Annotated in this window: 17 protein-coding genes; 5 read left to right on the top strand and 12 right to left on the bottom strand. The window is 47.3% G+C overall.

The features are described from left to right. Window position 1: 1 nt before the first annotated feature. Window positions 2-1,516, top strand: a complete 1,515-nt coding sequence (gene purF / locus AACV32_RS06780; protein ID WP_170894813.1) for an amidophosphoribosyltransferase — start codon at window positions 2-4, stop codon at window positions 1,514-1,516. Between the two features lie 82 nt (window positions 1,517-1,598). On the opposite strand, the gene AACV32_RS06775 is transcribed toward purF, so the two are convergent. Further along, window positions 1,599-2,924 (bottom strand): Na+/H+ antiporter family protein, encoded by a 1,326-nt coding sequence (locus AACV32_RS06775; RefSeq protein ID WP_170894812.1) that lies wholly within the window; start codon window positions 2,922-2,924, stop codon window positions 1,599-1,601. A 21-nt stretch (window positions 2,925-2,945) separates the two neighbouring features. Beyond that, a complete protein-coding gene (gene rnt / locus AACV32_RS06770; protein ID WP_010318472.1) occupies window positions 2,946-3,605 on the bottom strand; it encodes a ribonuclease T in 660 nt (219 codons plus the stop codon). Between the two features lie 202 nt (window positions 3,606-3,807). On the opposite strand from rnt, the gene motY reads away from it, so the two are divergent. After that, a complete protein-coding gene (gene motY, locus AACV32_RS06765) occupies window positions 3,808-4,689 on the top strand; it encodes a flagellar protein MotY (protein WP_013857286.1) in 882 nt (293 codons plus the stop codon). Window positions 4,690-4,796: 107 nt separating this feature from the next. Here the strand turns inward: motY and gloA are convergent, their stop codons facing one another. The 10 genes from gloA to fvtA all read right to left on the bottom strand — a co-directional run bounded on the left by gloA (window position 4,797) and on the right by fvtA (window position 15,012). Continuing rightward, the gene (gloA, locus tag AACV32_RS06760) at window positions 4,797-5,213 is read right to left on the bottom strand and encodes a lactoylglutathione lyase (protein ID WP_013857285.1); all 417 of its coding nucleotides are present in this window, start codon (window positions 5,211-5,213) and stop codon (window positions 4,797-4,799) included. Between the two features lie 168 nt (window positions 5,214-5,381). Continuing rightward, a complete protein-coding gene (gene nth / locus AACV32_RS06755; protein WP_010318469.1) occupies window positions 5,382-6,017 on the bottom strand; it encodes an endonuclease III in 636 nt (211 codons plus the stop codon). A 27-nt stretch (window positions 6,018-6,044) separates the two neighbouring features. Then, the gene (locus tag AACV32_RS06750) at window positions 6,045-6,737 is read right to left on the bottom strand and encodes an electron transport complex subunit E (RefSeq protein WP_010318468.1); all 693 of its coding nucleotides are present in this window, start codon (window positions 6,735-6,737) and stop codon (window positions 6,045-6,047) included. After that, window positions 6,730-7,368: an electron transport complex subunit RsxG gene (gene rsxG / locus AACV32_RS06745; RefSeq protein ID WP_170894811.1), complete on the bottom strand. Its 639-nt coding sequence runs from the start codon at window positions 7,366-7,368 to the stop codon at window positions 6,730-6,732. Before rsxG ends, AACV32_RS06750 begins: the two co-directional genes overlap by 8 nt. Window positions 7,369-7,376: 8 nt before the next feature. Further along, window positions 7,377-8,423: an electron transport complex subunit RsxD gene (gene rsxD / locus AACV32_RS06740; RefSeq protein ID WP_170894810.1), complete on the bottom strand. Its 1,047-nt coding sequence runs from the start codon at window positions 8,421-8,423 to the stop codon at window positions 7,377-7,379. Next, window positions 8,423-10,753 (bottom strand): electron transport complex subunit RsxC, encoded by a 2,331-nt coding sequence (gene rsxC, locus AACV32_RS06735; RefSeq protein WP_170894809.1) that lies wholly within the window; start codon window positions 10,751-10,753, stop codon window positions 8,423-8,425. The genes rsxD and rsxC overlap by 1 nt, the downstream gene beginning before the upstream one ends. A gap of 8 nt (window positions 10,754-10,761) precedes the next feature. Continuing rightward, a complete protein-coding gene (rsxB, locus tag AACV32_RS06730; RefSeq protein ID WP_013857280.1) occupies window positions 10,762-11,349 on the bottom strand; it encodes an electron transport complex subunit RsxB in 588 nt (195 codons plus the stop codon). A 1-nt stretch (window position 11,350) separates the two neighbouring features. Then, window positions 11,351-11,932: an electron transport complex subunit RsxA gene (rsxA, locus tag AACV32_RS06725; RefSeq protein ID WP_010318463.1), complete on the bottom strand. Its 582-nt coding sequence runs from the start codon at window positions 11,930-11,932 to the stop codon at window positions 11,351-11,353. Between the two features lie 157 nt (window positions 11,933-12,089). Next, window positions 12,090-12,797, bottom strand: a complete 708-nt coding sequence (locus AACV32_RS06720) for a 4'-phosphopantetheinyl transferase family protein (protein WP_170894808.1) — start codon at window positions 12,795-12,797, stop codon at window positions 12,090-12,092. 139 nt (window positions 12,798-12,936) lie between these two features. Beyond that, complete coding sequence (fvtA, locus tag AACV32_RS06715; protein ID WP_170894807.1) at window positions 12,937-15,012, bottom strand: TonB-dependent siderophore vanchrobactin receptor FvtA; 2,076 nt, start codon at window positions 15,010-15,012, stop codon at window positions 12,937-12,939. A 164-nt stretch (window positions 15,013-15,176) separates the two neighbouring features. Between fvtA and vabH the strand changes: the two genes are divergently transcribed. The 3 genes from vabH (at window position 15,177) to vabF (ending at window position 25,325) form a co-directional block, all read left to right on the top strand. Beyond that, window positions 15,177-16,517: a vanchrobactin esterase VabH gene (vabH, locus tag AACV32_RS06710; RefSeq protein WP_170894806.1), complete on the top strand. Its 1,341-nt coding sequence runs from the start codon at window positions 15,177-15,179 to the stop codon at window positions 16,515-16,517. Window positions 16,518-16,538: 21 nt separating this feature from the next. Then, on the top strand, window positions 16,539-16,733 hold the full coding sequence (locus AACV32_RS06705; RefSeq protein ID WP_013857274.1) for an MbtH family protein: 195 nt from the start codon (window positions 16,539-16,541) through the stop codon (window positions 16,731-16,733). A gap of 105 nt (window positions 16,734-16,838) precedes the next feature. Continuing rightward, on the top strand, window positions 16,839-25,325 hold the full coding sequence (vabF, locus tag AACV32_RS06700) for a vanchrobactin non-ribosomal peptide synthetase VabF (protein WP_170894805.1): 8,487 nt from the start codon (window positions 16,839-16,841) through the stop codon (window positions 25,323-25,325). Window positions 25,326-25,363 lie beyond the last annotated feature (38 nt).

Below are 25,363 nucleotides of genomic sequence, written 5' to 3'. Positions count from 1 at the left end.
CATGTGTGGTATTGTTGGAATCGTGGGTACAACGCTGGTAAACCAGTCAATTTATGACGCGTTAACGGTATTGCAGCATCGTGGCCAAGATGCCGCTGGTATTTGTACCATAGAAAGCAATCGTTTCCGTCTGCGTAAGGCGAACGGTTTAGTGAAAGATGTCTTTGAAGCAAAACACATGCAGCGTCTTCAAGGAACGGTGGGTATTGGGCATGTGCGTTATCCTACTGCGGGTAGTTCGAGTGCCTCAGAAGCTCAACCTTTCTACGTTAACTCCCCGTTCGGTATCACGCTTGCTCATAACGGCAACCTCACCAATGCCAACGAAGTACGCCAGAAGTTGTTTGAAAAAGATCGTCGCCATATCAATACCACTTCAGATTCCGAAGTGCTGCTTAACGTCTTGGCGCATGAAATTGATACAGTCAGAGGCAATGTAACCGCAGAAGATGTGTTTCGCGCTGTCGCTAATGTACATCGCACCATTCGCGGTGCTTATGCTGTTGTCGCGATGATCATTGGGCATGGGATGATCGCGTTTCGTGACCCGCATGGTATTCGTCCTATCTGCTTAGGTAAACGTGAAGTCGATGGCCGTACTGAATATATGGCCGCTTCGGAGTCGGTGGCGCTAGATGCTGTCGGCTTTGATTTTGTGCGTGACCTTGCCCCCGGGGAAGCGGTGTATGCGACCTTTGATGGCCAGCTATTTACTAAACAATGTGCCGATAATCCAACACTTAACCCATGCATTTTTGAATTTGTCTACTTCGCCCGCCCAGATTCGTTTATCGACAAAATTTCGGTTTACAGCGCGCGCGTAGAAATGGGTAAAAAGTTGGGTGAGCGCATCAAGAACGAATTTGCTGACTTAGATATTGATGTCGTGATCCCCATTCCTGAGACTTCGTGTGATATCGCATTGCAAATTGCACAAGCGATTGATATTCCATATCGCCAAGGTTTTGTTAAAAACCGCTACGTTGGCCGCACATTTATTATGCCGGGCCAGCAACAGCGTAAAAAGTCAGTGCGACGTAAACTCAATGCGATTCGTTCTGAATTTAAGGGCAAAAACGTGTTGCTAGTGGATGACTCGATAGTGCGTGGAACTACGTCAGAGCAAATTATTGAGATGGCTCGTGATTCTGGTGCAAACAAGGTGTACATGGTGTCAGCCGCGCCTGAGATCCGTTTCCCTAACGTTTATGGCATTGATATGCCAAGTGCTAACGAGTTGATTGCTCATGGCCGAGATGCCGATGAAATTGCGCAGCGAATTGGTGCCGATGCTCTGATTTTCCAAAATCTGGAAGATTTGGTGGATGCCGTCGGTATGGGTAACCGCGATATTGCAAAATTTGAAGCATCTGTATTTAACGGCGAATACGTCACGGGCGATATTGATCAGCAGTATCTTGATTTTCTTGAATCGATGCGCAGCGACGATGCAAAAACGGTTCGAGAAATCCAGCAAGATCTCGCCAACCTAGAGATTTATAACGAAGGCGCGTAATCGAGCGCATCTCCCCAAATAGGCTGCAAAGAAAAAGGCTTCCATCTAGGAAGCCTTTTTTGTGCTCGTTAACAGGGTTTGACTAAAGGATCATTGCCGCAATCCAGCCAAACACAATCAGTGGAATATTATAATGGATGAAGGTTGGAACCACTGTTTCCCAAATATGTTCGTGCTGGCCATCTGCATTTAGGCCTGACGTTGGCCCCAAGGTGGAATCTGACGCTGGAGAGCCAGCATCGCCCAACGCAGCAGCGGTACCCACTAGCGCAATGGTCGCCATAGGCGAAAAGCCAAAGGCGAGGGCAAGGGGCACGTAAATGGTTGCGATGATTGGAATCGTTGAGAAGGATGAACCAATGCCCATAGTGACCAACAAACCGACGATCAGCATTAATAAAGCGGATAAAGCTTTATTGTCGCCGATGCTTACTGATAAGGCTTCTACCAGAGACTCAACGCCACCGGTGGCTTTCATCACGGCGGCAAATCCGGCCGCTGAAATCATAATAAAGCCAATCATTGCCATCATATGTACACCTTTGGTGAATACATCGTGCGTCTCTTTCCATGCAATCACACCACCAAAAGTGAAGACCATAAAACCAGCCAGTGCGCCGATGATCATCGAACCTGTGGACAGTTGCACGGCAAGTGCCGTGATAATACCGAGCGCGGCAATCAAAATATGCTTTTTGTTGATCGCTTTTGGTTCGGTATTAATGACAGTATGTTCCGTCTCTTGATACTGGCGAGGTTTACGATAGGTAAAGAAAATGGCGACCAGTAAGCCAAAAATCATCCCAGCGGCGGGTAGCAGCATGGCTATCGGCACTTGGCTTGCCGTCACGTTTTCAAGGCCATTATCGCGTAAATTCTTGAGTAAGATGTTATTGAGGAAAATCCCACCAAAGCCGACAGGCAAGACCATATAGGGCGTGATAAGGCCAAAAGTGAGCACGCAAGCAATCAGCCTGCGGTCAAGCTTCAGCTTGGCAAAGACGCCCAATAGCGGTGGAATTAAAATCGGAATAAAGGCGATATGGACAGGAATGATATTTTGCGATGACATGGTAACTAGAACCAGCGCGACCAGAACCGCATACTTCAAACCTGTGGTGGCCGCACCATGCTCTTTGCCATGGATACGCTTAATCACGCTTTGCGCCAGTAAGTCAGTAATACCAGATTTAGAAATCGCGACGGCAAAGGTGCCTAGCATCGCATAACTTAGTGCGATGGTTGCACCACCACCTAAGCCACTTTCAAATGCAGAAACAGCGTCATTTAAACTCATCCCTGCAACTAAACCACCGACGATCGCACTAAATGTCAGTGCGACGACGACATTGACCCGCATCAGCGCAAGAAGCAGCATGATGCATACAGAAATTACTACAGGATTCATATATTTCTCGGTTAGTTGTGTTTACTTGTTATTGTTTTCTGAAGGTTCAACAAGTGGCCATCCGCCAAGGGCCTTCCATTTGTTGACGATACCGCAAAAAAGTTCGGCTGTTTTTTGCGTATCGTATAGCGCTGAATGCGCTTCTCTATTGTCAAATTCCATCCCAGCGGATTTGCACGCTTTGGCCAAAACGGTTTGGCCATAGGCTAAACCACTTAGCGCAGCGGTATCAAAAGTCGCAAAAGGGTGGAAAGGGACTCGTTTTAGCTTGCAGCGTTCACTGGCTGCCATCACGAAATTCAAGTCAAAGGTAGCATTGTGCGCCACCATGATCGCGCGGCTACAGTCATTGTCGCGTTGCTCTTTTCGGACTAGCTTATAAATTTCTCTGAGTGCTTCGGCTTCGCTGACGGCACCGCGTAATGGGCTAAATGGGTCACGAATGCCATTAAACTCAAGCGCCTCTTTTTCAAGGTTGGCACCTTCAAAAGGCTCAACATGAAAGTGAATCGTCGATGCTGGGTGCAGATCACCTTGTTCATCCATACGCAACGTAATCGCGCAGATTTCTAATAGTGCATCGGTCTTTGCATTGAAACCGGCTGTTTCGACGTCGATGACGACGGGAAAATAACCGCGGAAACGCTTTTTCAGTGTCAATGCTTCATTTACTTCAGTCATGCTAGCTCTTGGTTGTGTGACAGGGCTGGCATTATTACAGATTCTTTCTACGATAAAAACCAAACACGTTAATAAATGCAGGTTTCACTATGCGTTGGATAGTGCGGTGATGTGGCTAGATTTTTGCATTAACTTAGTCAATAGAAAGCGAAGCGGCAATTTTCCGCCATCGTTTTAGTATCGCTCGGAGAATAAAATCGTTATGAATAAATGGGTTACTGCCACTATTGTGATGACCAGCATACTGACATCCTTTGCCCCTATGGCGATGGATAAACGTTATGTGGCAACACCACAGCAGTCTACGTGGCAGATGGTGACGAATACCCCTTTAGAGTGCCGTTTGGTCCATCCGATCCCCAATTACGGTGACGCTGAATTCTCTTCACGTGCGAATAAGAAGATTAACCTCGATTTCGAACTCAAAATGCGTCGTCCAATGGGTGAAACTCGCAACGTAAGTTTAGTGTCATTACCACCGAGTTGGCGTCCGGGTGAGAGTGCAGACCGCATTACCAATTTGCAATTCTTCAAACAGTTCGATGGTTACATCGGTGGTCAAACCGCTTGGAGCCTACTCAGTGAATTGGAAAAAGGACGCTATCCAACCTTTAGCTACCAAGATTGGCAAAGCCGAGATCAGCGCATTGAAGTGGCTCTCTCGTCGGTTCTTTTTCAAGAGAAGTACAACGTGTTTAGCGATTGTGTGAGCAATTTACTGACGTACAGTTTTGAAGATATCTCATTTACGATTCTGCATTACGACCGCGATAATGTACAACTTAATAAAGCTTCGCAAAAACGGCTTGCGCAAATTGCCGACTATATTCGCTATAACCAAGATATTGATTTGGTGTTGGTTTCTACCTATACCGACTCTGTTGATAGTCGAGGAGTGAGTCAGGATCTTTCTGAGCGTAGGGCTGAGGTATTAAGAGATTACTTTAAATCACTGGGGTTACCTGAGGATCGTATCCAAGTGCAAGGCTATGGTAAACGCAGGCCGATTGCCGACAATGCATCACCAATTGGCAAAGATAAAAACCGTCGCGTGGTTATTTCACTGGGTCGAACAATTATCTAATAACGTTAGAGTAAAAAAGCAGCCCATTTCAAAGGCTGCTTTTTGTGATGTTATCCGGGAAACCGTACGCATCTAGTTTATATAACTAGCCGATGCCGCAAAGAGACTTATCCTTCTAAACCTGCTGATGCTTGTTTGTTTTGGATAAGTTCAATCATGTAACCATCAGGATCTTTCACAAAAGCGATATGCGTGGTGCCCCCTTTTACTGGGCCAGCTTCACGGGTCACATTACCTCCAGCCGCTTTAATCGCGTCACAGGTGGTATACACATCTTCAACACCAATGGCGATGTGGCCAAAAGCATTACCTAGGTCATAGCTTGTGGTGCCCCAGTTATAGGTCAGTTCGATCACCGCACCCTGAGATTCATCGCCATAACCCAGAAATGCCAATGTGTATTTGTATTCTGTATTTTCATTAGTACGAAGCAGTTGCATACCCATGACCTTGGTGTAAAACGCGATCGATTTTTCTAAATCGCCTACGCGTAGCATGGTGTGCAAAATACGACTATTTGACATGTTGAGCTCCTAACTTTCTGATGAAATATCTATCCCCACCCGACCACTGTGGCGATGATGTTGGCTTACGTTCACCCACTCCAATCACAGAGTTTATCTATGTTCAAAGGAATTCGTTTACTTACTGCCTACTTGCAGAGTTGAGTCTTTTGGGGATCTGGTTAAATTTTATAGGTCAGTTTTATCAGAGAATTCGCAAAGATCTTCAATGATACAACTGCCACAACGCGGCTTTCTTGCGACACAGGTGTAGCGACCATGTAAGATCAACCAGTGATGAACATCAACTTTGAATTCTTTAGGGACGACTTTGAGCAGCTTTTGTTCCACTTCATCAACGTTTTTACCCACCGCAAACTTGGTTCTATTTGAAACTCGGAAAATATGCGTGTCAACGGCGATGGTTGGCCACCCGAAAGCGGTGTTCAATACCACATTGGCCGTTTTTCTGCCAACGCCGGGCAGCGATTCTAATGCTTCACGGCTCTCAGGTACTTCTCCTGCGTATTGATCCAATAAGATGCGGCAAGTTTTGATAACGTTTTCTGCTTTGGAATTGAATAAACCAATGGTTTTGATGTATTGCTTTAGCCCATCAACGCCAAGCTCAAAGATGGCTTGTGGCGTATTAGCAATAGGGTAAAGTTTGTCAGTGGCCTTATTAACGCTGACGTCAGTCGCTTGAGCAGAAAGCAGTACTGAGATCAGTAACTCAAACGGTGTGCTCCATTTAAGCTCGGTTTCTGGCTTCGGGTTATTGGCCCGTAAACGTTCGAGGATCTCGACTCGTTTGACATTATTCATCGTTTGGAAAACTTCCTTATGATTTCGTTAAGCGTTAGTGACGCGTGCTCGTTCTATGACGGGCTTTTGTTCTTTAGGTTGGCGAGCAGCCAGATTTTTATCGATGATATTTTTAGCTGCAATCAAAAAGCCAACACCAATAAACGCTCCAGGCGGCAAGAGCGCAAGCAAGAAGCTGTTGTCAAAATGGAAGACCTCAATGCGTAAAATGGTTGCCCAATGACCCAGTAATAAATCAGCACCATCAAACAGTGTGCCATTGCCAATTACTTCACGCAGTGCGCCCAAAATGACCAGAATAGTGGTCATTCCCATGCCCATCCAAAATCCATCTTGTGCTGAAGGCAACACTGCATTTTTTGAGGCAAATGCTTCGGCGCGACCGATGATGATACAGTTGGTCACAATCAGAGGAATGAAGATCCCTAGCGATAGGTACAGGCCGTAAGCGTAGGCATTCATTAACAGTTGTACGCAAGTTACTAGTGCGGCGATGATCATCACAAACACAGGGATACGAACTTCTTTGGGGACATAATCTCGTACTAATGAGATGGTGACATTTGAACAGACGAGAACCAGCAATGTCGCAACGCCTAAACCTAGCGCATTCGTGACAGTGGAAGAAACCGCTAGTAAAGGGCACAGTCCAAGTTGTTGAACGAGCGCAGGGTTGTTGCTCCACATCCCGTTTTTAATCAGTGTCTTATGATCACTCATTGCTGGCTCCTTTACAGTCAAAAGGTTGTGCTAACAGTGCTTCTCGATGTTGATTCACAAACTGAGCGGTATTTTTCACCGCTTTGACGACGGCTCGCGGCGTAATCGTCGCTCCAGTAAACTGATCAAATTGTCCCCCATCTTTGCGCACTTTCCAAGTCTCGATATTTTGCTCAGTGACTTGCTTGCCAGTAAAGCTCAATATCCAATCAGTGACGCGTAAATCTATTTTGTCACCTAACCCCGGTGTTTCTTGATGAGACAGAACGCGAGTCCCTGTGATGGTGCCATCGTGCTTGATGCCAATAATTACCTTGATCGCGCCGTTATAGCCATCAGGTGCGATGGCTTCAATAGCCAGTCCACTCGGTTCACCGTTTTGTGTGGCAATATAAGCGTGCATAGGTTGGTCTGTACCAAGTGCAGGATCAGTCACCAGTGTACAGGATTTGTACAGTTCGTTGTCGTGCAAACTGTGCGGGATCACTTGGTTTAAAATCGATTGCAGTTGAACCTGCTCTTGCTTGGTTATTTGATCTTTTGTTAGGTATTGGGTTAACGCTACAACACCTGTTGAAGCACAGGCAAAGATAGCGAGAATCAAACCGTTATTGCGAATGGCGGTTAACATAGCGCTCCTTAATGCCCGTAGGTTCGAGGTTTAGTGTAGTAATCAATCAGTGGAACACACATGTTGGCAAGTAATACAGCGAATGCTACCCCGTCAGGGAAGCCTCCCCAACTGCGGATAATGAAAATCATCATGCCAATAAATGCGCCGTAAATTAAGCGACCTTTGACGGTTGTGGAAGCGGTGACTGGATCGGTTGCGATGAAAAAAGCGCCGAGCATAGTCGCGCCCGAGAGCAAATGAAACAAGGGTGAGGCGGTTGCTCCCGGTTCAATAAGCGCAGTGAAAGCACTTGCCATTACTAAACCACACAGCACCGCAATCGGGATATGCCAGTTGATCACACGTAGTTTGATCAATAATAAGCCGCCAGCTAAATAGGCAAGGTTAACCCATTCCCAGCCAAGCCCAGCTAGCCCACTAAATTGAGGGTGGCTCATCGCTTCATGCAGAGTCTCACCATTATGTAATCCGGTTTTTACGGCGTCCAATGGAGTGGCCATAGTGACACCATCGATACCCGTTCGGATTTGTTGTAGTGATAAACCTTCTACGTTGAAGCCACTGAAAATAAGTGAAAATGCATCACTAAACGAGATTGGATCCGGGGCTAATTCCGTTGGAGCAATCCAACTGGTCATCTGCACAGGGAAAGAGATAAGCAAAACCACATAAGCAATCATGGCGGGGTTGAATGGGTTTTGTCCTAGTCCGCCGTATAAGTGTTTTGCAATAATGATGGCAAAAATAAGGCCAATAAAGATAACCCACCAAGGGGACATCGGAGGAATGGCAATGGCCAGAAGCCAAGCGGTGACCACGGCGCTGTAATCTTTGATTGCCAACAGTGGTGAGCGCTTACGCAGTAGCATAACGGCAGATTCAAAAGCCAAAGCGATGATGATAGCGAGCATCAGTTGAATGAGAGTACCCCAACCAAAGAAGTAGCTTTGCGCGATAAGCCCCGGTAAGGCGCACAAGGCGACCCACTTCATCAGCTCTGATGTGTTGCGTTTGCTGTGTGCATGGGGGGAGCTGGCAATAAAAAAGGCCACTAATTATTCTCCTCAGAATTATGATTGTTTTTCGCTTGTGCCGTTTGCTGCTCTGCTTTGCGCGCTTTTGCGCGAGCAATGGCGGCAGCGACTGCCGCTTTTTTGGCATCCTCAGGTTGAGCAGGCACAGGTTCAAGCGTTGGCTGAGGTTCACTCTGCGCCGTTTGCTGCTCTGCTTTGCGTGCTTTTGCGCGAGCAATGGCAGCAGCGACTGCCGCTTTTTTGGCATCCTCAGGTTGAGTAGGCGCAGGTTCAAGCATTGGCTGAGGTTCACTCTGCGCCATTTGCTGCTCTGCTTTGCGCGCTTTGGCGCGAGCAATGGCGGCAGCGACTGCCGCTTTTTTGGCATCCTCAGGTTGAGCAGGCACAGGTTCAAGCATTGGCTGGGGTTCACTCTGCGCCGTTTGTTGCTCTGCTTTGCGCGCTTTTGCGCGAGCAATGGCGGCAGCGACTGCCGCTTTTTTGGCATCCTCAGGTTGAGTTGGTGCAGGTTCAAGCGTTGGCTGGGGTTCACTCGGCGCCGTTTGCTGCTCTGCCTTGCGTGCTTTCTCTCGGGCAATGGCAGCCGCGACTGCCGCTTTTTTATCATCACCAGTTTCTGCTGGTGGCGCATCAGCACTGGTTTGCTGCGCTTTTTTCTCGCGAGCTTGACGTTTGCGCTCTTCGCGCAATTTAACCATTTCAGCGTTATCAGGCTCGACTTGACCTGCTTGCAGTGCTTCGGCTTGCTTGGCTTTAGCGCGAGCAATAGCCGCAGCAACGGCGGGTTTTACGGTGCTTGGGTTGTTTTCTGTTTGTGCTTTTTGCGCTTGAACGCGAGCAATGGCCGCTGCAATCGCATCGTCGCCGCCTGTGTGTTTCATCTCTTGACGACGTTCATCGGCTGCTTTTTTGAAGCGATTCTCGCGATCGGCTTTATCGCGTTCTAAACGTGCTTTTTTCTCTTCGAAACGTACTCTGGCACGTTCAGCGGCTTCTGATTCTTGCTGGCGAGTTTTTATCTCGGCCTTGGCTTGACGATAGTATTGCACCAATGGAATTTCACTGGGGCAAACATAAGCACAAGCCCCGCACTCAATGCAATCTTTGAGGTTCAGTTCTTCACACTTATCATATTCTTCCGCTTTCGCGTGCCAGAACAGTTGCTGAGGCAATAAGGAGGCCGGGCAGGCTTCCGCGCACTGACCACAGCGAATGCAGGCCATTTCATGTTGTGAAGAGGCAATCTCTTTACGAGTGGGTGCCAGAATGCAGTTGGTGGTTTTGGTGATCGGAACTTGCGAATGAGGCAGGGTGAACCCCATCATCGGGCCGCCCATGATAAGACGCGGTAATTTTTTATCTGCCTTATAGCCAAATTGTTCGAGTAAATATTGTACGGGTGTGCCTAATAAAACCCAGACATTCCGGGGCTGTTTAAACGTATTGCCCGTTAAGGTGACTACGCGGTTAATCAGGGGTTCGCCATCCATGACGGCGCGTTTAATCGCGTAGATAGAGCCAACATTTTGTACCATCAAGCCAATATCGGCTGGAATTTTACCCGCAGGCACTTCTTGGTTGGTCAGCAATTTAATTAACTGCTTTTCACCACCTGAAGGGTATTTGGTTGGGATCACGCGGATCACGATGTCTTTATGTATTGCGGCGGCTTCTAACGCTTGAATTGCTTCTGGTTTGTTATCTTCAATACCGATGATGGTTAATTTGGGCTTAAGAATGTGCTCTACAATACTGATCCCATCGATGATCTCTGCGGCATGGTGCTGCATGAGTACATCATCGGCCGTGATGTAAGGTTCACATTCGGCGGCGTTGATGATCAAAATATCAGTGCGAGCGAGGCCTGATTGCATTTTTTTTGCAGTAGGAAAACCGGCGCCGCCCAACCCAGAGATGCCAGCTTGACGAATGATTTCAATCAATTGCTCTGGGGAGTGTTGTCGATAATTAGCCAGTGGTGCGCGCACTGCCCACTCATCTTGTTGATCAGGCGTGATGACAATACACATTTCACTTAACCCAGAAGGGTGCGCCGTAGTGCGCGGTTCAATGGCGGTAATGGTGCCAGAGGTTGAAGCGTGTACAGGCAACATGAAGGTTGAGGTGTATTGTGTTAGTGGTTGGCCTTTGAGTACTTTATCGCCAACGCTGACCAATAAATCACCGGCTCGGCCAATATGCTGTTTGAGTGGCAATACAATTTCTTGCGGTATACCGGCATGAGTCAGTGCCGTTTGATTTGATTGCTGTTTATTTTCTGGCGGGTGAATGCCTCCTGGGAAGTTCCAGAGAGTGCCAGCTTTGATTTGTTCTATTAATGACAACATACCAATCCTTAATTCACGCTTTTCTGCGCACGTGAGGCAGAGTCGGTAACATCAACAACAGGAATCGCGTTCATTTGCCACTTCCAAGTATCGGTCGTAGTTTCTACCGGGATCATTTCAATACAGTCCGTTGGGCAGGGAGCAACACACAGATCACAGCCAGTACATTCTGACTTGATCACGGTATGCAGAGCCTTAGTTCCACCAACAATGGCATCTACGGGACAAGCTTGAATGCATTTTGTACAACCGATGCACATATCTTCATGAATGAAGGCAACGGTTTTGACCTTATTATCAAGATCATGCGCAGACTCTTCAGCTTCAACGCCCATTAAGTCAGCCAATTTTTCAATGGTTGCTTGGCCGCCGGGCGGGCATTTATTGATTTTATCGCCATTGGCAATGGCTTGTGCATAAGGGCGACAGCCCGGATAGCCACATTGACCGCATTGTGTCTGCGGTAAAATCGCATCAATCTGATCGACGATAGGATCGGCTTCTACTTTAAAGCGGATAGAGGCAAAACCTAAGATAGCGCCAAACACAGCGGCCAATGCGACAAGTGCAAGAATAGCGATGAGTATTGTGCTCATATTACAACTTCACCAATCCTGTAAAACCCATGAAGGCGAGTGACATAAGACCTGCGGTTATCATAGCAATTGATGCGCCTTTGAAGGGCGTTGGTACGTCGGCTACGCCGATGCGTTCGCGCATGGAAGCAAACAGAATCAATACCAATGAGAACCCAACCGCGGCACCAAAACCATAAATAATGGATTGAATGAAGTTATGATTTTCGTTGATGTTGAGAAGCGCAACCCCAAGTACCGCACAGTTGGTGGTGATAAGAGGAAGGAAAATCCCGAGCAGGCGATATAACGTTGGGCTGGTTTTGTGTACCACCATTTCGGTGAACTGCACCACCACGGCGATCACTAAAATAAAGCTCATGGTGCGTAAGTACTCAATACCTAATGGTTTAAGAACATAGCTTTCTACTAAATACGCACACACTGACGCTAGAGTTAGCACGAAAGTCGTCGCTAACCCCATCCCTATTGCGGTTTCTAGTTTTTTTGATACGCCCATGAAAGGACATAGCCCTAGAAACTTTACCAGTACAAAGTTATTGACCAGCACAGTGCCGATTAATAACAAAAAATATTCGGTCATAGTTATATAAGTCTTAAGTTCCGATCTGGTGATTATCGTGCTTTGCCAAGCGAATAACAACCAAGGAAAGATAAGGTTTTATACCTTTGACGGAATTTTGTACGCTGCTACGCCAGTATTAGGTTGATATGGGGCGTTATAAAGCAGTGTCAGCCGGCTATTTTTTATGTGTCGAAAAATGGGCTTGACTTAAATAACACCAAGTCAGTACATACTCACTGTCAGGCCAGTGGTAACCAACGCTGATTGTGCATGACGGGTTTAAAAAAGGATGAAGATCAGTGTGAATCTGAAAAATGAGTCGTTTGGCGTGTTTGTCAACATGGATCAGTTCTACCACGTGAAAATCAAGAACCTGTTCAACCCATGGATAAATGGCTTTATAAATCGATTCCTTCGCGGAAAAAATCAACGTAATAAAGCTCGCTAATTGGGCAAAGTGATGAGCAAAAATGTGCTCTGCGGGTGTCATTACTTGCTGGCGAATATCACTGAGCCATTCATCTCGTATGAGTTGTTCAATATCAATACCAAGAGCGGCACACGCTTTAGTCTGGTGAGTGGCGGCTGCGATAGCGTAGCCATGGCAATGGGATATTGAGCCTACGATATTTTGCGGCCAAACCGCTTGATTCCCCTTGCCAATCTCCAACGTTAGCGACTGTGATTGATCCAGTTTGGTTAGGCAGTGTTTTGCACACATCCTGCCAGCTAAAAATTCACAATGGCGCTTTAGCACGGCTTGGTTTAAAGAAGAGGGCAGGGAGATCCCTTGCTCTTCAAGTTTATTTTTGTATTCAGGCAGGTACTTCACTTCAAGCTGGTGGTATTGGATGAAAGATGGCCAGTTTGGAATGATGAGCATGCCTATTTTACCTATCGAGTGAGTGAACTTGTTCGATGCGTCGCCTGCGTGGTGACGTTTATCTCAGATTGAGTGAAAAATCACTCCCCCAGTCAAAAACAAAGTGTTGATGTCTAGGAGAGTGAGTCAGAGTGACTAACTAGAACTGGTAATCAGCGACTATGCCAAAGGTGCGTGGACCGCCGACTTCGTAGAGATCACTTTTCTGGCGAATCACGTACTCTTCATCAGTGACGTTTTTCACGTAAGCGCGAATAGTCAAATCGTTGAGAGTGTAACCTGCATTCAGATTGAACACGGTGTAATCGCCAGCCGTTTTACTCTCTGTGTTGGCTAAATCGGTATAGTAATCGGAAACGTGGTTAACACGAGCACCAAAAAATAGACCAGAATCTAAGTGTTGAGTAAAGCCCGCACCTGCAGACAGTTTAGGAGCGTAACTGAACTCATTGCCTGAGAGATTGGTAGAGGTACCGGTTGGTCCTTCGCTGATGTCCGTTTTAAGAAGACCGACAAACGCAAACAGGTCGAGCCCAGAATCAAACCAGTAAGAGGCTTCAACTTCCGTACCGTAAGTTTTCCCTTTCGGTATATTGGTGATATAGGTGTCGAAGCGTTTTCCGCTGTCACCTGAGACCGAAGTTTGATAATTTTTGTAGTCGTTGTAGAACAGGTTAGCGGTCAGATCCAGCTTGTCATCCAGGAAGCTTGAACGAGAACTTAGCTCGTAGCTCCAGACTTTTTCTTGTTCAAAAACAAAAACTTCTTCTTTGTACTCGTTATAGCCTAATCCACCGGCATTGTAGCCTTTACGGGCCGTAAGACCGAGGGTGGAGTGATCTGAGACATCAAGTAATAGACCAATCTTAGGCAATAGGATGCCGTCATCTTCATCGGCTTTAAAATCGAGTGGTAGGGTAGCGTGATCGAAATCTCGCTTCAGTTCATCTCTTTCATAACGTGCACCTAATAATAGCTGCCAACGATTATCCAAACGAATTCTTGAGTCAAAGTAGATTGAGTTGGTTAAAACTTCATCTTTACGTTTTAATGAATCTGTTTCGGTGTATTGATCTTTGAAGAAGCTGGCTAGGCCTAGAATCGCATTGTACTTTTCATCAAGTGATTGATATGTAAGCTTTGCTTCTGCAGTGTAGTTATCTTCATCCACATCACCATACCAATTAGTATCAGGATAAGCTTTGAACTTGGTGGTGTAGTTACGATGGGCGACTAAAATATCCGTTGTCAGTTCATCATTAATCACATAATTGACGTCTAGGTTGATATTCCAGCTTTTGGTTTCTTGGCGACGCGTGCCACTTTTGCTATGCAGTTCAAGTGTGCCCGGCTTGGTAACGAAGTTGGTGTATTGTCCCTCTTCATTACGGCTACCAACCGTTAGCTTGGCTGTTAGCTTGTCATTTCCTTGAGGTTTCCACAATAATTTACCACGGACATTATAGGATTCGAGCTCGGAAGGATCCCAAGGGTACTGATCGCCGTTAGGCAGAGAGTAATCGATAGGGGTATTGCCTTTGGTACCTTCGGCGGCAAGACGAAACGCTAAAGTATCTTCAACCAGAGGTGCCGACACGACCCCTGCGAGATGATATTTACTGTCTTCATTTTCATAACCAGCGCGAACTTTACCCTCACGGTGGAACGTTGGATCCTTAGTTTTGATCACAACTGCACCAGCAATACTATTGCGGCCTTGGTTGGTGGATTGCGGCCCTTTATAGACTTCCACTTGTTCTGTATCCCACAGTCCAGCTTTACCAAACGCTTCTCCAGACCAAGATTCAGACACGCCGTCTACCGTGGTATTGACGCGCGGTGTTGCGCCTGTCATGAAGGTCAGAAAACCTTCGCCAGGGCCACGTCCATCGACCCCACGAATGTGTGGAATGCCCGAAGGTGCATTGAGTACGTTTGGTACGCGGTCGAGCAGATCGTAGTAATCTCGGCTTTCACCATCATCCACTTCATCGGTGAATAGGGTGAGCGAACTGGTGTTTTCGGCCAGTGTTCCTCCCAATTTCTCACCCACCACAACCACAGTATCCTGCTTTTTCTGTGGCTCTTTTTTTTCGAGCTGTTCCGCGACAACATTTGCGCTAGTACTAACGCAGAGGATGCCAATCAGTGTGGCGAGTTGAGTCTTATTGATATTTCTGACTGCCTTACCGTTATTCATATCCATGGGCTTCATGACCTAAAAGTTCCTTAATAGAAAAAATGATGTTGCTGCAACCATTATCAAATCAACTGTTGCTGGTTGTAATGTTAATGATAATTGTTATTATTTGCAATATCATCAATGCGGTTTTATGCTACTTAGTTTCTATGTTTCAAAAATACTAGGCTTGATATGGGGTGGTTTTAGTAATGATTGTTAATCAGGAGAGCTCACAAGAGAGGGCTGAGCTCAATGGGGTATTGGCCCGTTTTATTCAAGAGGGCGGCTCTATTGGTGACGAGCTTTGGTGGGCACATGTGCAATCGATCGGCATGCCTTATGTAATTGAAATAAATGGCGAATATGCAAAAGTGCTTTTTTTATGGCGTGGGTCGAAGCCGAGTGTGGCCGCAAATCAAGCGATCTACGTTGATATTAATGGTGTCACCGATCATCACAGTTTTTCGATGGCGAAGTTTACTCATATCGATAATACCGATGTGTGGTTTTATATCGGTAGCGTCAAACAGAGTTGGCGAGGAGGGTACTCTTTTATTCCTGTCCCAGAAGCGTTAGTGCAGCCGAGTTACCAAGGTTCATACGATGCAATGCGCCACCAACATCGGCAATGGCTACGCTCCATTTTTCCACTGAGTTGCGCTGATCCACTGGCTCAAAATGATTTGTCAAAATGCGAGTGGGGGCGCGCGAAAACACCTTGTCATATGCCTAAAGCGCTTACGCAAACAGAGTGGCTCGGTTTCGATTCAGCGCAAGGTCAGTGCTTCAAAAGTGCTGATTCGACCTTTACTTGGAGCAGCACTTTGCTCGGTACATCGCGCGAGATTTGGCTTTATTCGACCGCGCAAAGACCCACCACTGAGCCGTTACCTTTGGTGTTGATGCTGGATGGCCGTTTTTGGTCTCAATCGATGCCGGTTTATGAGGCTCTTTCACAGGCGACCCACAGTGGAAAGCTTCCAGTGGCGCTCTATGTGTTGATTGATGAAATTAGCGCTCAACAACGCAGTGATGATCTCAGCTGTAATCCGCTGTTTTGGCAAGCCGTGATGGAAGAGTTACTCCCCTCGATTAACGAGCGCGTCAGAGTAACCCGCGATGCAGACCAAACGGTGATCGTAGGCCAGAGTTTAGGAGGCTTAGCGGCAATGTACGCAGCATTACACTGGCCGCAGCGATTCGGTTCTGTGGTTTGTCAATCGGGTTCATTTTGGTGGCCCGATTTCTCGATCGTTAAACCCCCCAGTGAATATTGTCCACCGAAAAGCGACTCGCGATTAAGCAAAATGAGCCAAGAGGTACATCAAGGTTTAGGTGCCAATTCACGTCTTGCGCTTTTCCTCGAAGTGGGTAGCGGCGAAGACATCATGATCGATTTAAGTCGAGATCTATACCAACAGTTGGCTTCACAACAGCATCGGATTCAATTTCGTCTGTTTGACGGCGGTCATGATCGACTCTGTTGGCGCGGCGGGATCATCGATGGCTTGTCATATGTTTTAGAACCTTATCTTTAATTTTCATCGGTAGAGAGAAATATGTCAGAAAAATACACCAACCCTTTTGATGAATCTAAGCATCAATTTTTAGTGCTGATCAATTCGCATAATCAATACAGTTTATGGCCAGAATTCAAAGCCATTCCCGCTGGTTGGCAAGCCATCCTTGGACCGAGGTCAAAACAAGAGTGTTGCAACTACATCGAAGCTCAGTGGTTAGATATTCGAGCTTAAACCAAACGAGTTTTGACTCCTGCAATAGCGGCGCTGTTCATTCATGCTTGTTAAGCGGGGTAACAAAAAGGGACATAGGCAATGACTTTTGTTAGGAATAAAGAGATGTACAACTCATCAGTGCAAGAGGATCAGTGGCCTCTTATCGGCACACAGCAAGGTATTTGGTTTGCCGAGCAGATGATGACCAATCCAGAGCAATTTAATGTTGCCCACTACGTGGTTATTCAAGGTCAAATCGATATTGAGTTATTTTCAAACGCGGTAGCCATCGGCTTGCAAGGCGTTGATTCCCTCCACTGCCATTATCTAGAGAGCGATGGCAGCGTGAGGCAGCAGTTTTATCCAGCGGATGAAGAAGGGCAGAGGCTTGAGATTCTCGACTTTTCACAAGCCGCCTTGCCAGAAGAGTCGGCTCGGGAGTGGATGAAGCACGATCTTGCGCAGCGGTTGGACATTTCATCAAGAAAGAGGCGTTTCCGACACTGTTTAATTGATGTTGGTTCAAGCAATGTACCGCAATGGTTTTGGTATCAACGTTACCATCATATTGACGTGGATGGGTTCAGCGTGAATGCCATCAGTCAATACATCTGCCAACTATATAACCATTGGCGGATTGGCGCTGCGAAACCTCAAGAGTTCAGCGCTTTTAGTGATGTAATTCAAGAATATCAGCAATTTTTAGACTCAGCAGCGCGCCAGCAGGCGTATGACTTTTGGCAAACGCAAGCGGATCATTTACCCAATGTTATTTCGCTCACCACAGGTAGCGCAGCCAATACATCCTCGAGCACGATCACTCACACCGAGCCATTAATCGGTGGAGAGTGGTTAACTCGCTATAGTCCACAGTTGTTACCCGCCGAGCTTGCGATGGCGATGGTATTTGCTTATCTCCATTTACATTCTGGGCAAGAGCAAGTGTGTGTGGGTGTCCCCTTTATGCGCCGAATGGGCAATGCCGCCACTTGTGCCGCTGGTGCGGTAGTGAATGTACTGCCGGTGGCGCTGTCACTTCATCCACAAATGAGCATTATTGATGTGGCGCGAGAGATGAATAAAACTATCCGCCAAGTTCGTCGCCACCAGATGTATGACGCTGAGCAGATCCAGCGTGATTTGGGATTAGTAGGCCAGCCGCTCTATGGCCCGATACTCAACTTTAAACCCTTTGAAGCTGCACTGAATTTATCTGGCGTAGAGACTGAGACACATATCCTCTCGGCAGGTCCGATTGATGAGATTGAATTTTCGCCAGTGCTCGATGGTCAGACACTGAGTGTTAATATCACGGCCAACCGCACCAAATATAGCCAAGAGTCATTAGAACTTCATGCCGCTCGTTTCGTTGCGATGGTAGAGCAGATTGCCAACCATCCAACACAGCCACTTGATTTGGTAGAGTTAATCCCGCCGAGCGAGAAGCAGCAGATTGCTTTGTGGTCGGTGGGGCCACAACATGAATATGAAACAGAGCAAACTGTGCTGGATGTATGGCAGCAGACTGTTGAGAGCAAGCCAAACGAAGATGCCTTGGTGTTTAAACAGCAGCGTTGGACATTTGATGCCTTCAATCACCGCATTGAAACTCGAGCGGATCAACTGATTACCGCAGGCTTGCGCCAAGGCGATATTGCCGGTGTCGCGTTACGACGTGGGCCTGAAAGCGTCGTGACTATGCTAGCCATTTTGCGAGCGGGTGCGATTTACCTGCCTATCGATCTTGATTATCCCGTTGAACGTATTGAATCGATTGTTGAACAAGCACGTCCTTGGTGCTTAGTTGTGGAGGAGGATGAGCAAAACATGGCTTATTCATCGATAAGCTACGTTCCTAGGTTTATTGCTCTTCCTGAATTGGCTCGCATTCACACAGCGCCACAACCCAAACCGACGATCAGTCACAGCGACGTGGCTTATATCATTTTTACTTCAGGGTCGACTGGCCACCCCAAAGGGGTCATGAATACACATGGAGCGCTGTTGAATTTACTGCGCTCTCATCAAGGTTCGATTTTTTCTGCGGCCATCAGAAAACTGGCGACACGTCGTCAGTTACCAGAACAAGCTATTACTGTTCGTGCGGCGCATACGACGTCATTCTCCTTCGATGCTTCTTGGGAGCAAGTACTCTGGATGTTGTCTGGCCATACTATGTATTTGTATGACGATGAACAACGGAAAGACGCCTACGAACTGGTTCAGTGTGTTGCTGAAGATAATATTGATGCTCTTGATTTACCGCCTTTACTGTTTGATCAAATGCTCGATAGTGGATTAATGACGAACGATCACGTGCCGACGTTAGTTTTGATTGGTAGTGAAGCCATACCACAAAAGCTTTGGTCCCGTGTGAGTGAGTTTCCCGAACTGCTGGTGGAAAACTTTTATGGACCAACAGAATTTACGGTTGATGCGATCAGCGCTTCGCTTGATGCAGATGCATCGCCTGTCATTGGTCGACCGATTGCCGGTGCTTGTGTTTACGTGCTTGATGAAAATTTAGAGTCTGTCGCTATTGGTGAGGTGGGTGAGCTTTATTTATCGGGTGCGGGGTTAGCAAAGGGCTACCTCAACCAGCCAAGTATGACAGCAGAACGTTTTGTGGCGAACCCCTTTGCGTATGGCAAGATAATGTACCGCACTGGTGATTTGGTGAAGTGGCGAGACAATGGGTTACTGGATTTTGTTGGCCGGTGTGATCACCAAATCAAAATTCGCGGTTTTCGTATTGAATTGGGCGATGTAGAAAGTGCTATTAATGCGATTGATGGTGTCAATACAACGGTAGTCGTGGCAGAGCCTGTTCGCGATACTCATCGTTTATTGGCTTACTGTACTTTAGAGAAAGGGGCTCAGGGTGAGTCAGTTCAACCCGCGTTCACAGAGCAAAGACTGCAAAGTCTTATCGCACAGGCGCTGCCTGACTATATGCAGCCAGCCAATGTGATGATCTTGGATGCTTTCTCTTTGAATGTGAATGGGAAAATCGATAGAAAAGCGCTCCCTAAGTACTCGGCAGGCACGCGTAGCGAACGCGTGGCCCCAATAACCCAACCAGAGCAGCTGTTATGTGATGCGATCACCGAGCTACTCGGTGTCAGTGACGTAGGAATGTCAGATGACTTCTTTAACCTAGGCGGGGACAGTATTTCGGCAATGAGCCTTGGGACGCGATTGCGAACGGCGGGCTATGATCTACGACCCAAAGCTATTTTTGCAGCCCGTCAACTGGGTATGATGGCGGGCCAAATGGTGCCACTACAGCAACAACAGCGCGAGAAACAAGAAGGCATTATTCGGCCTCTACCTATGTGGCAATGGTTTGAGGAGACATTTTCTAATACAACCAGTTATGTGCAAAGTGTGCTTGTTGAGGTGGAAAGCGAAACCCAATTAGCGCACTTGCAAGCCAGTTTAGTGCAACTGGTCGCCAACCATTCCGTATGTCGCTTGGTCCAAAAAGAACAGCAATACCATATTGAGGCGCTGCAAAATCTTGATGTAAAAAACTGGGTTGAATCGGTTTCGGTTGAGAGGCTAGATGGCAACGTGTTGGACGGTCTGTTTAGCCAGCGAAGTCAGTCGATGTCAATATCATCGGGTCAGCTATTACGCTTGGTGATGATAACGGAGCGCAGTGGGCGTAAAAGTCTCATGATCCTTGCTCACCATTTCCTTATCGATGGTGTCTCTTGGCGAATATTGCTTCCGCAGTTGCAGGCATTAACTCAAGCACAAGTCACAGGTGAAGTGGCGGTGATTTCTGAGGAGGTTACCGGTATCCATTGTTGGTCAAAAGCGCTGTATCAACATTTAGCGGTCGCTGCTGCGCAAATGCCATTTTGGCGAGCGCAGGCACAGCGTGCTGTTGCTCCCATCAAGGATCCTGTCGATAAAATACGCATGACGCATTGGCGTATGCCACTCTCTCATGCCGTTACGCAGCCGTTATTGGAATTACCCACACACCAGACGAATCTCGATATTGAAGAGATGCTATTAGCCGCGGTCACGGGGGCGATCGCAGGACTTTATGGGTGTGAAGAGATTAAAGTGAACGTCGAATCTCATGGCCGTGAAGAGTGTAAAGAGGAGATCGATCTCAATCAAACCCTAGGGTGGTTTACCACCGAATATCCGTTGATCATTAGCGTGCCAAAGCAGGGTGATTACCGCGAGCGGTTACGTGAAGTGAAGCAAAGTAAGCGCAGTGTGAAAGATAAAGGGCTAGGTTATATGGTGCTGCGCTATCTTGATAATCCGTATCGAGATGAGTTACGCACGTTGGCGAATACACGCCAACCGTCATTGCTGTTTAATTACCTTGGCCGTTTCCAAAGCAGCGATGGTCAGTGGTCACCACAGCAATATAGTGGGCAGTTTGCCGATACATTTGCCGTCACCTTAAACAGTGAACGGGCTTTGCAGCATCCCTTAGAACTAAATATTTTCGTCGAAGAATCGGCAACGCCACGATTGGTGCTCAACTGGTCTTGGAATGCTCACCTGTTCAGCCAACAGGAAATGGTGTCGCTGAGCCAACAGATTGAAAGTGAGCTGCTCAAAATACAGCAAGCGCTACAAGTTGGCGATAGTGCTGAGTTGGACCTCTCTGTACCTGCTGACTATACCGAGCCGGGAATCACACTGAGACAAGCGAGCCTATTGCAACACCACTATGGCAAGTTAGCGGATGTACTGCCAGCATTGCCTTTGCAAGAAGGATTACTGTTCCAATCTCAATTAGGGGATAAAAATAGCAGTTATAACTCCACCACGCGTCTTACCTTCCAAGGTCAACTGTCTGAGCATTGCGTGAGCGAAGCGCTTAATGCGGTGATTAGGCGTCATCCGCAGTTGCTCGCTCGATTTGATAGTTCGATATTAGGGCGCACTGTACAGGTGATGACGCAGGTTAACCCAAGCTGGCCACTGACACGTTATGACATAACAAATATGAGTGGTGATGAGCAAAGCGCGTTGATTGATCAGTTAGAGAAGCAAGAGCTAAGCCGCCAGTTTGACCTTAACGATCCTACCCACAGCCTGTTGCAGGCCCAGTTGATTTTTCATGGCGATCAGCAAAGCACACTGCTCCTTTCAGCACATCATCTGGTGGTCGATGGCTGGTCAACGCCGATTTTATTGAATGATTTTCTTAGTGCATACGCCCAAGGGGTCTCGAACTTACCTCCGGTAACCGTCGGTTATGCTCACGTTGTGAGCCAGCTAACGCAGCGCGATAAAACTGTTGCGACCGAGCTTTGGCGCAAAGTATTAGCTGATGTTCAGCCGTGTATGGCTTTTGATGATATTCCACTTAGCGAGGAAGTTAACGAGCATCAGTTATGGCTATCAAAGCATAAAACGGATCAGTTAAATCAGTGTTTACGACATCATGGCTTAACCATGAGCACCTTAATGCAAGGCCTTTGGGCGAGTATTCTCGCCAGCATGACGGGCCGTGAAGAGGTGGTTTTTGGTACGCCAATCTCTGGTCGGTTCAGCCGTATTGCCGGTATTGATGAACAGATAGGGTTATTCAGTAATACCGTGCCTGTCCGTGTGACACTGCAACCTCACCTTAGTTTGAGTGAGCAATTAAAATCGCACCAAGCGATCCAAATCCAATTACTGGAGCACGATGAACTTGGCTTGGGTGAGATCCAGCAACTGGTGGGGGGAAAAACACTCTTTGATACCTTGATGGTGGTCGAAAACTATCCAGATCATAGCCGTTGGTACCAGCAAGACTTTAGCGGCGCGAAATTAATGGCTATCCACAATCGTGGCTATACCCATTATCCATTAACCATTCTCGTCTTACCGGGAGAGCAACTGCATATCCTGTTTGAATATCGAGACCGAGTCGGCGTAGTAAAACAGATCGTACAACGATTTGAGCAAATGCTGGATGAGTTTATGGTTTCGAGTGATAAGCCTTTCGCTGAATGGGATCTGCGGTTAAGTGGCGAAATTGAATTGCAGCAACGCGTCAACCAGACCAAAACCGCCGTTGAACGCACGACACTGCGTGATTTGATGATCACGCAGCAACAACGTTCTCCACATCAGTTGGCTTTAATTGATAGTGAGCACCGTTTTACCTATCAAGCACTGGCTGAGCAGGTGGCCGCTATTGCCGATTTGCTGCTTCAGCAAGGTGTTAAGGCCGGGGATATTGTTGCAGTTGCCTTGCCACGCAGCACAACCTTGAGCTTGGCGATCTACAGTATTATTGAATGCGGTGCGGCTTATTTACCGTTGGATGTTGGTTATCCAGATGAGCGCTTGGCCTACATGATCAATGATGCTAAGCCTGCGCTGATCATCACTTGCTCTTCATTCACCTCACGTTTTGAAGGTTTAGCGACACTATTGTTGTTGGATAAGTTACCAGCCCCCGTACGCGCAGAGCGGCAGAACCGCGCAGATGGGCTTACTCCCTCAAATGCGGCCTACTTGCTTTACACTTCAGGTTCAACAGGTAACCCCAAAGGGGTGTTGGTTTCTCATCAAGCGATTGTCAACCGATTGAAGTGGATGCAGCACCAATATCCCTTGAGCTCTGAGGATGTGGTATTGCAAAAAACGCCGTGCAGTTTTGATGTCTCCGTGTGGGAGTTTTTCTGGCCCTTACTGGAAGGGGCGAGCTTAGTGATGGCTCCGGCTGAAGCGCATAAAGACCCTGAATGGTTATTGCAAATAATTGACGATTATCACGTGACCACGATGCATTTTGTACCTTCAATGCTGGCAGCTTTCATGGCCTCAATTGAAGCGAATCAGCCAACGGGTTTCACCGTAGCACCAAGCCTCAAGCAAGTATTTTGCTCAGGAGAAGCGCTTGCGAAAGAGCTCTGCCATCAGTACGCACGTAGAATTAATGCACCGCTGCATAACTTGTACGGCCCGACGGAAGCGGCGGTTGACGTGACTTATTATCCAGCTTACGGCGAGGCATTAAACGCAAGCGTTGGCCGTAGTGCACCGATTGGTTTACCGGTATGGAACACCCAAGTTTATGTGCTCGATAGCTTTTTAAGAGCTGTACCAATCGGTGTGCCGGGCGAGCTCTATCTTGCTGGCGAGCAATTAGCCATCGGTTACTTTAATCGCAGTGCGTTAACGGCGGATCGGTTTATCGCCAATCCATTTACTTGTGGCGAGCGAATGTACCGCACTGGTGATGTCGTACGTTGGTTAGCGTGTGGCTCGATTGAGTATTTAGGACGCAGTGATGATCAGATAAAAATTCGCGGGCAGCGTGTGGAACTGGGTGAAATTGAAAGCGCATTACAGGCACTTCCTGCGGTAAAACAAGCGGTGGTCTGTGCTCAGACGCTCTCTACTCATTCAGGTATGTTAGGCGCTGATGAACGGCAAATTATCGGTTACGTCATCGCGCATGATATGAGCGTAACGAATGGCGAGAAGCTACGCGCTGAACTTTCCGAACATTTACCAGCCCATATGGTTCCGGCGGCTATCGTGTTACTGGATCACTACCCGCTGAGCGCCAACGGTAAGCTAGATAAAAAAGCATTACCGCGGCCAAATGACGTCGCAGCACGGGTAGGGCGCAAGGCTCATCCGGGCCTTGAAACACAATTGGTGACGCTATTTGCTCAAGTATTGGCTGTCGAAACACTGTTTGCTGATGATGACTTCTTTACGCTCGGCGGGCATTCACTGCTGGCGATGAAATTAGCGGCAGATATTCGAAGAGCGCTAAACCTACCTGTCACAGTTGGTCAAATCATGGTCAATCCTACGGTGGAGAAACTGGCGAGTTTGTTGCTGGATGAAGATGCTTTTAACGACCCCACCTTAGCTGGTTTTGGTGAAGTGCTGCCTATCCGTGCCGGAAGTGGCCCAGCACTTTTTTGCGTCAACTCTGCTTCTGGCTTTGCTTGGCAATACACAGGGCTACCTAAATATCTGACAGGACATTATCCCATTTATGGTTTGCAATCACCTCGGCCCGGCGGAGCGATGGCGACCAGTGAAACGATGGAAGAAGTGTGTGATCGTTTATTACCCGTCTTAAGAGAGGTACAGCCATTTGGACCTTACCATCTATTAGGCTATTCATTTGGCGGAATTGTGGCACAAAAATTGGCCGCGAAGCTTCAACAGCAGGGTGAAGAGGTGCACTTTTTAGGGTTATTGGATACCTATCCACCGGAAGGTCAGAGCTGGGATGGCCCGATGGATGAAGAAGAGCAGTACGAAATTGAGCGTGAAAAAGAGCAGTTTCTGGCCATCAATGAGCTAACCGATATTGAATTAGATGAGCAACGTTTGGCGATGTTCAATGAGATTACCGCTAACTATGAAGATGCGGTACGTCTACTTGCACAGGCACAAACGTCTGATTATCAAGGTCCGGCCCACCTTTTTGTGGCGCAACGTACGGTGCCAGATGGTTATGATATTGATGCTCATTGGCAATCTTTTGTCGGCCAGTTGATTAAGCATCAGTTTGATTGTTCACATGAAGATATCTTGGCCCCAGAAAATGTACGCCAGATTGGCGAATGTTTAAATACGCTGCTGGAGTCGACGGCTGCACTGAAAAAATAACAAAAACCACCATCGACGAAACCAGTGCTTATCAAGGC

The organism is Vibrio sp. B7 (genome assembly GCF_963888765.1).
GTDB classification, from domain to species: Bacteria; Pseudomonadota; Gammaproteobacteria; order Enterobacterales; family Vibrionaceae; genus Vibrio; species Vibrio anguillarum.
Note: the sequence above shows the minus strand (reverse complement) of the source record. Positions and strands in the feature narration are given on the sequence as shown.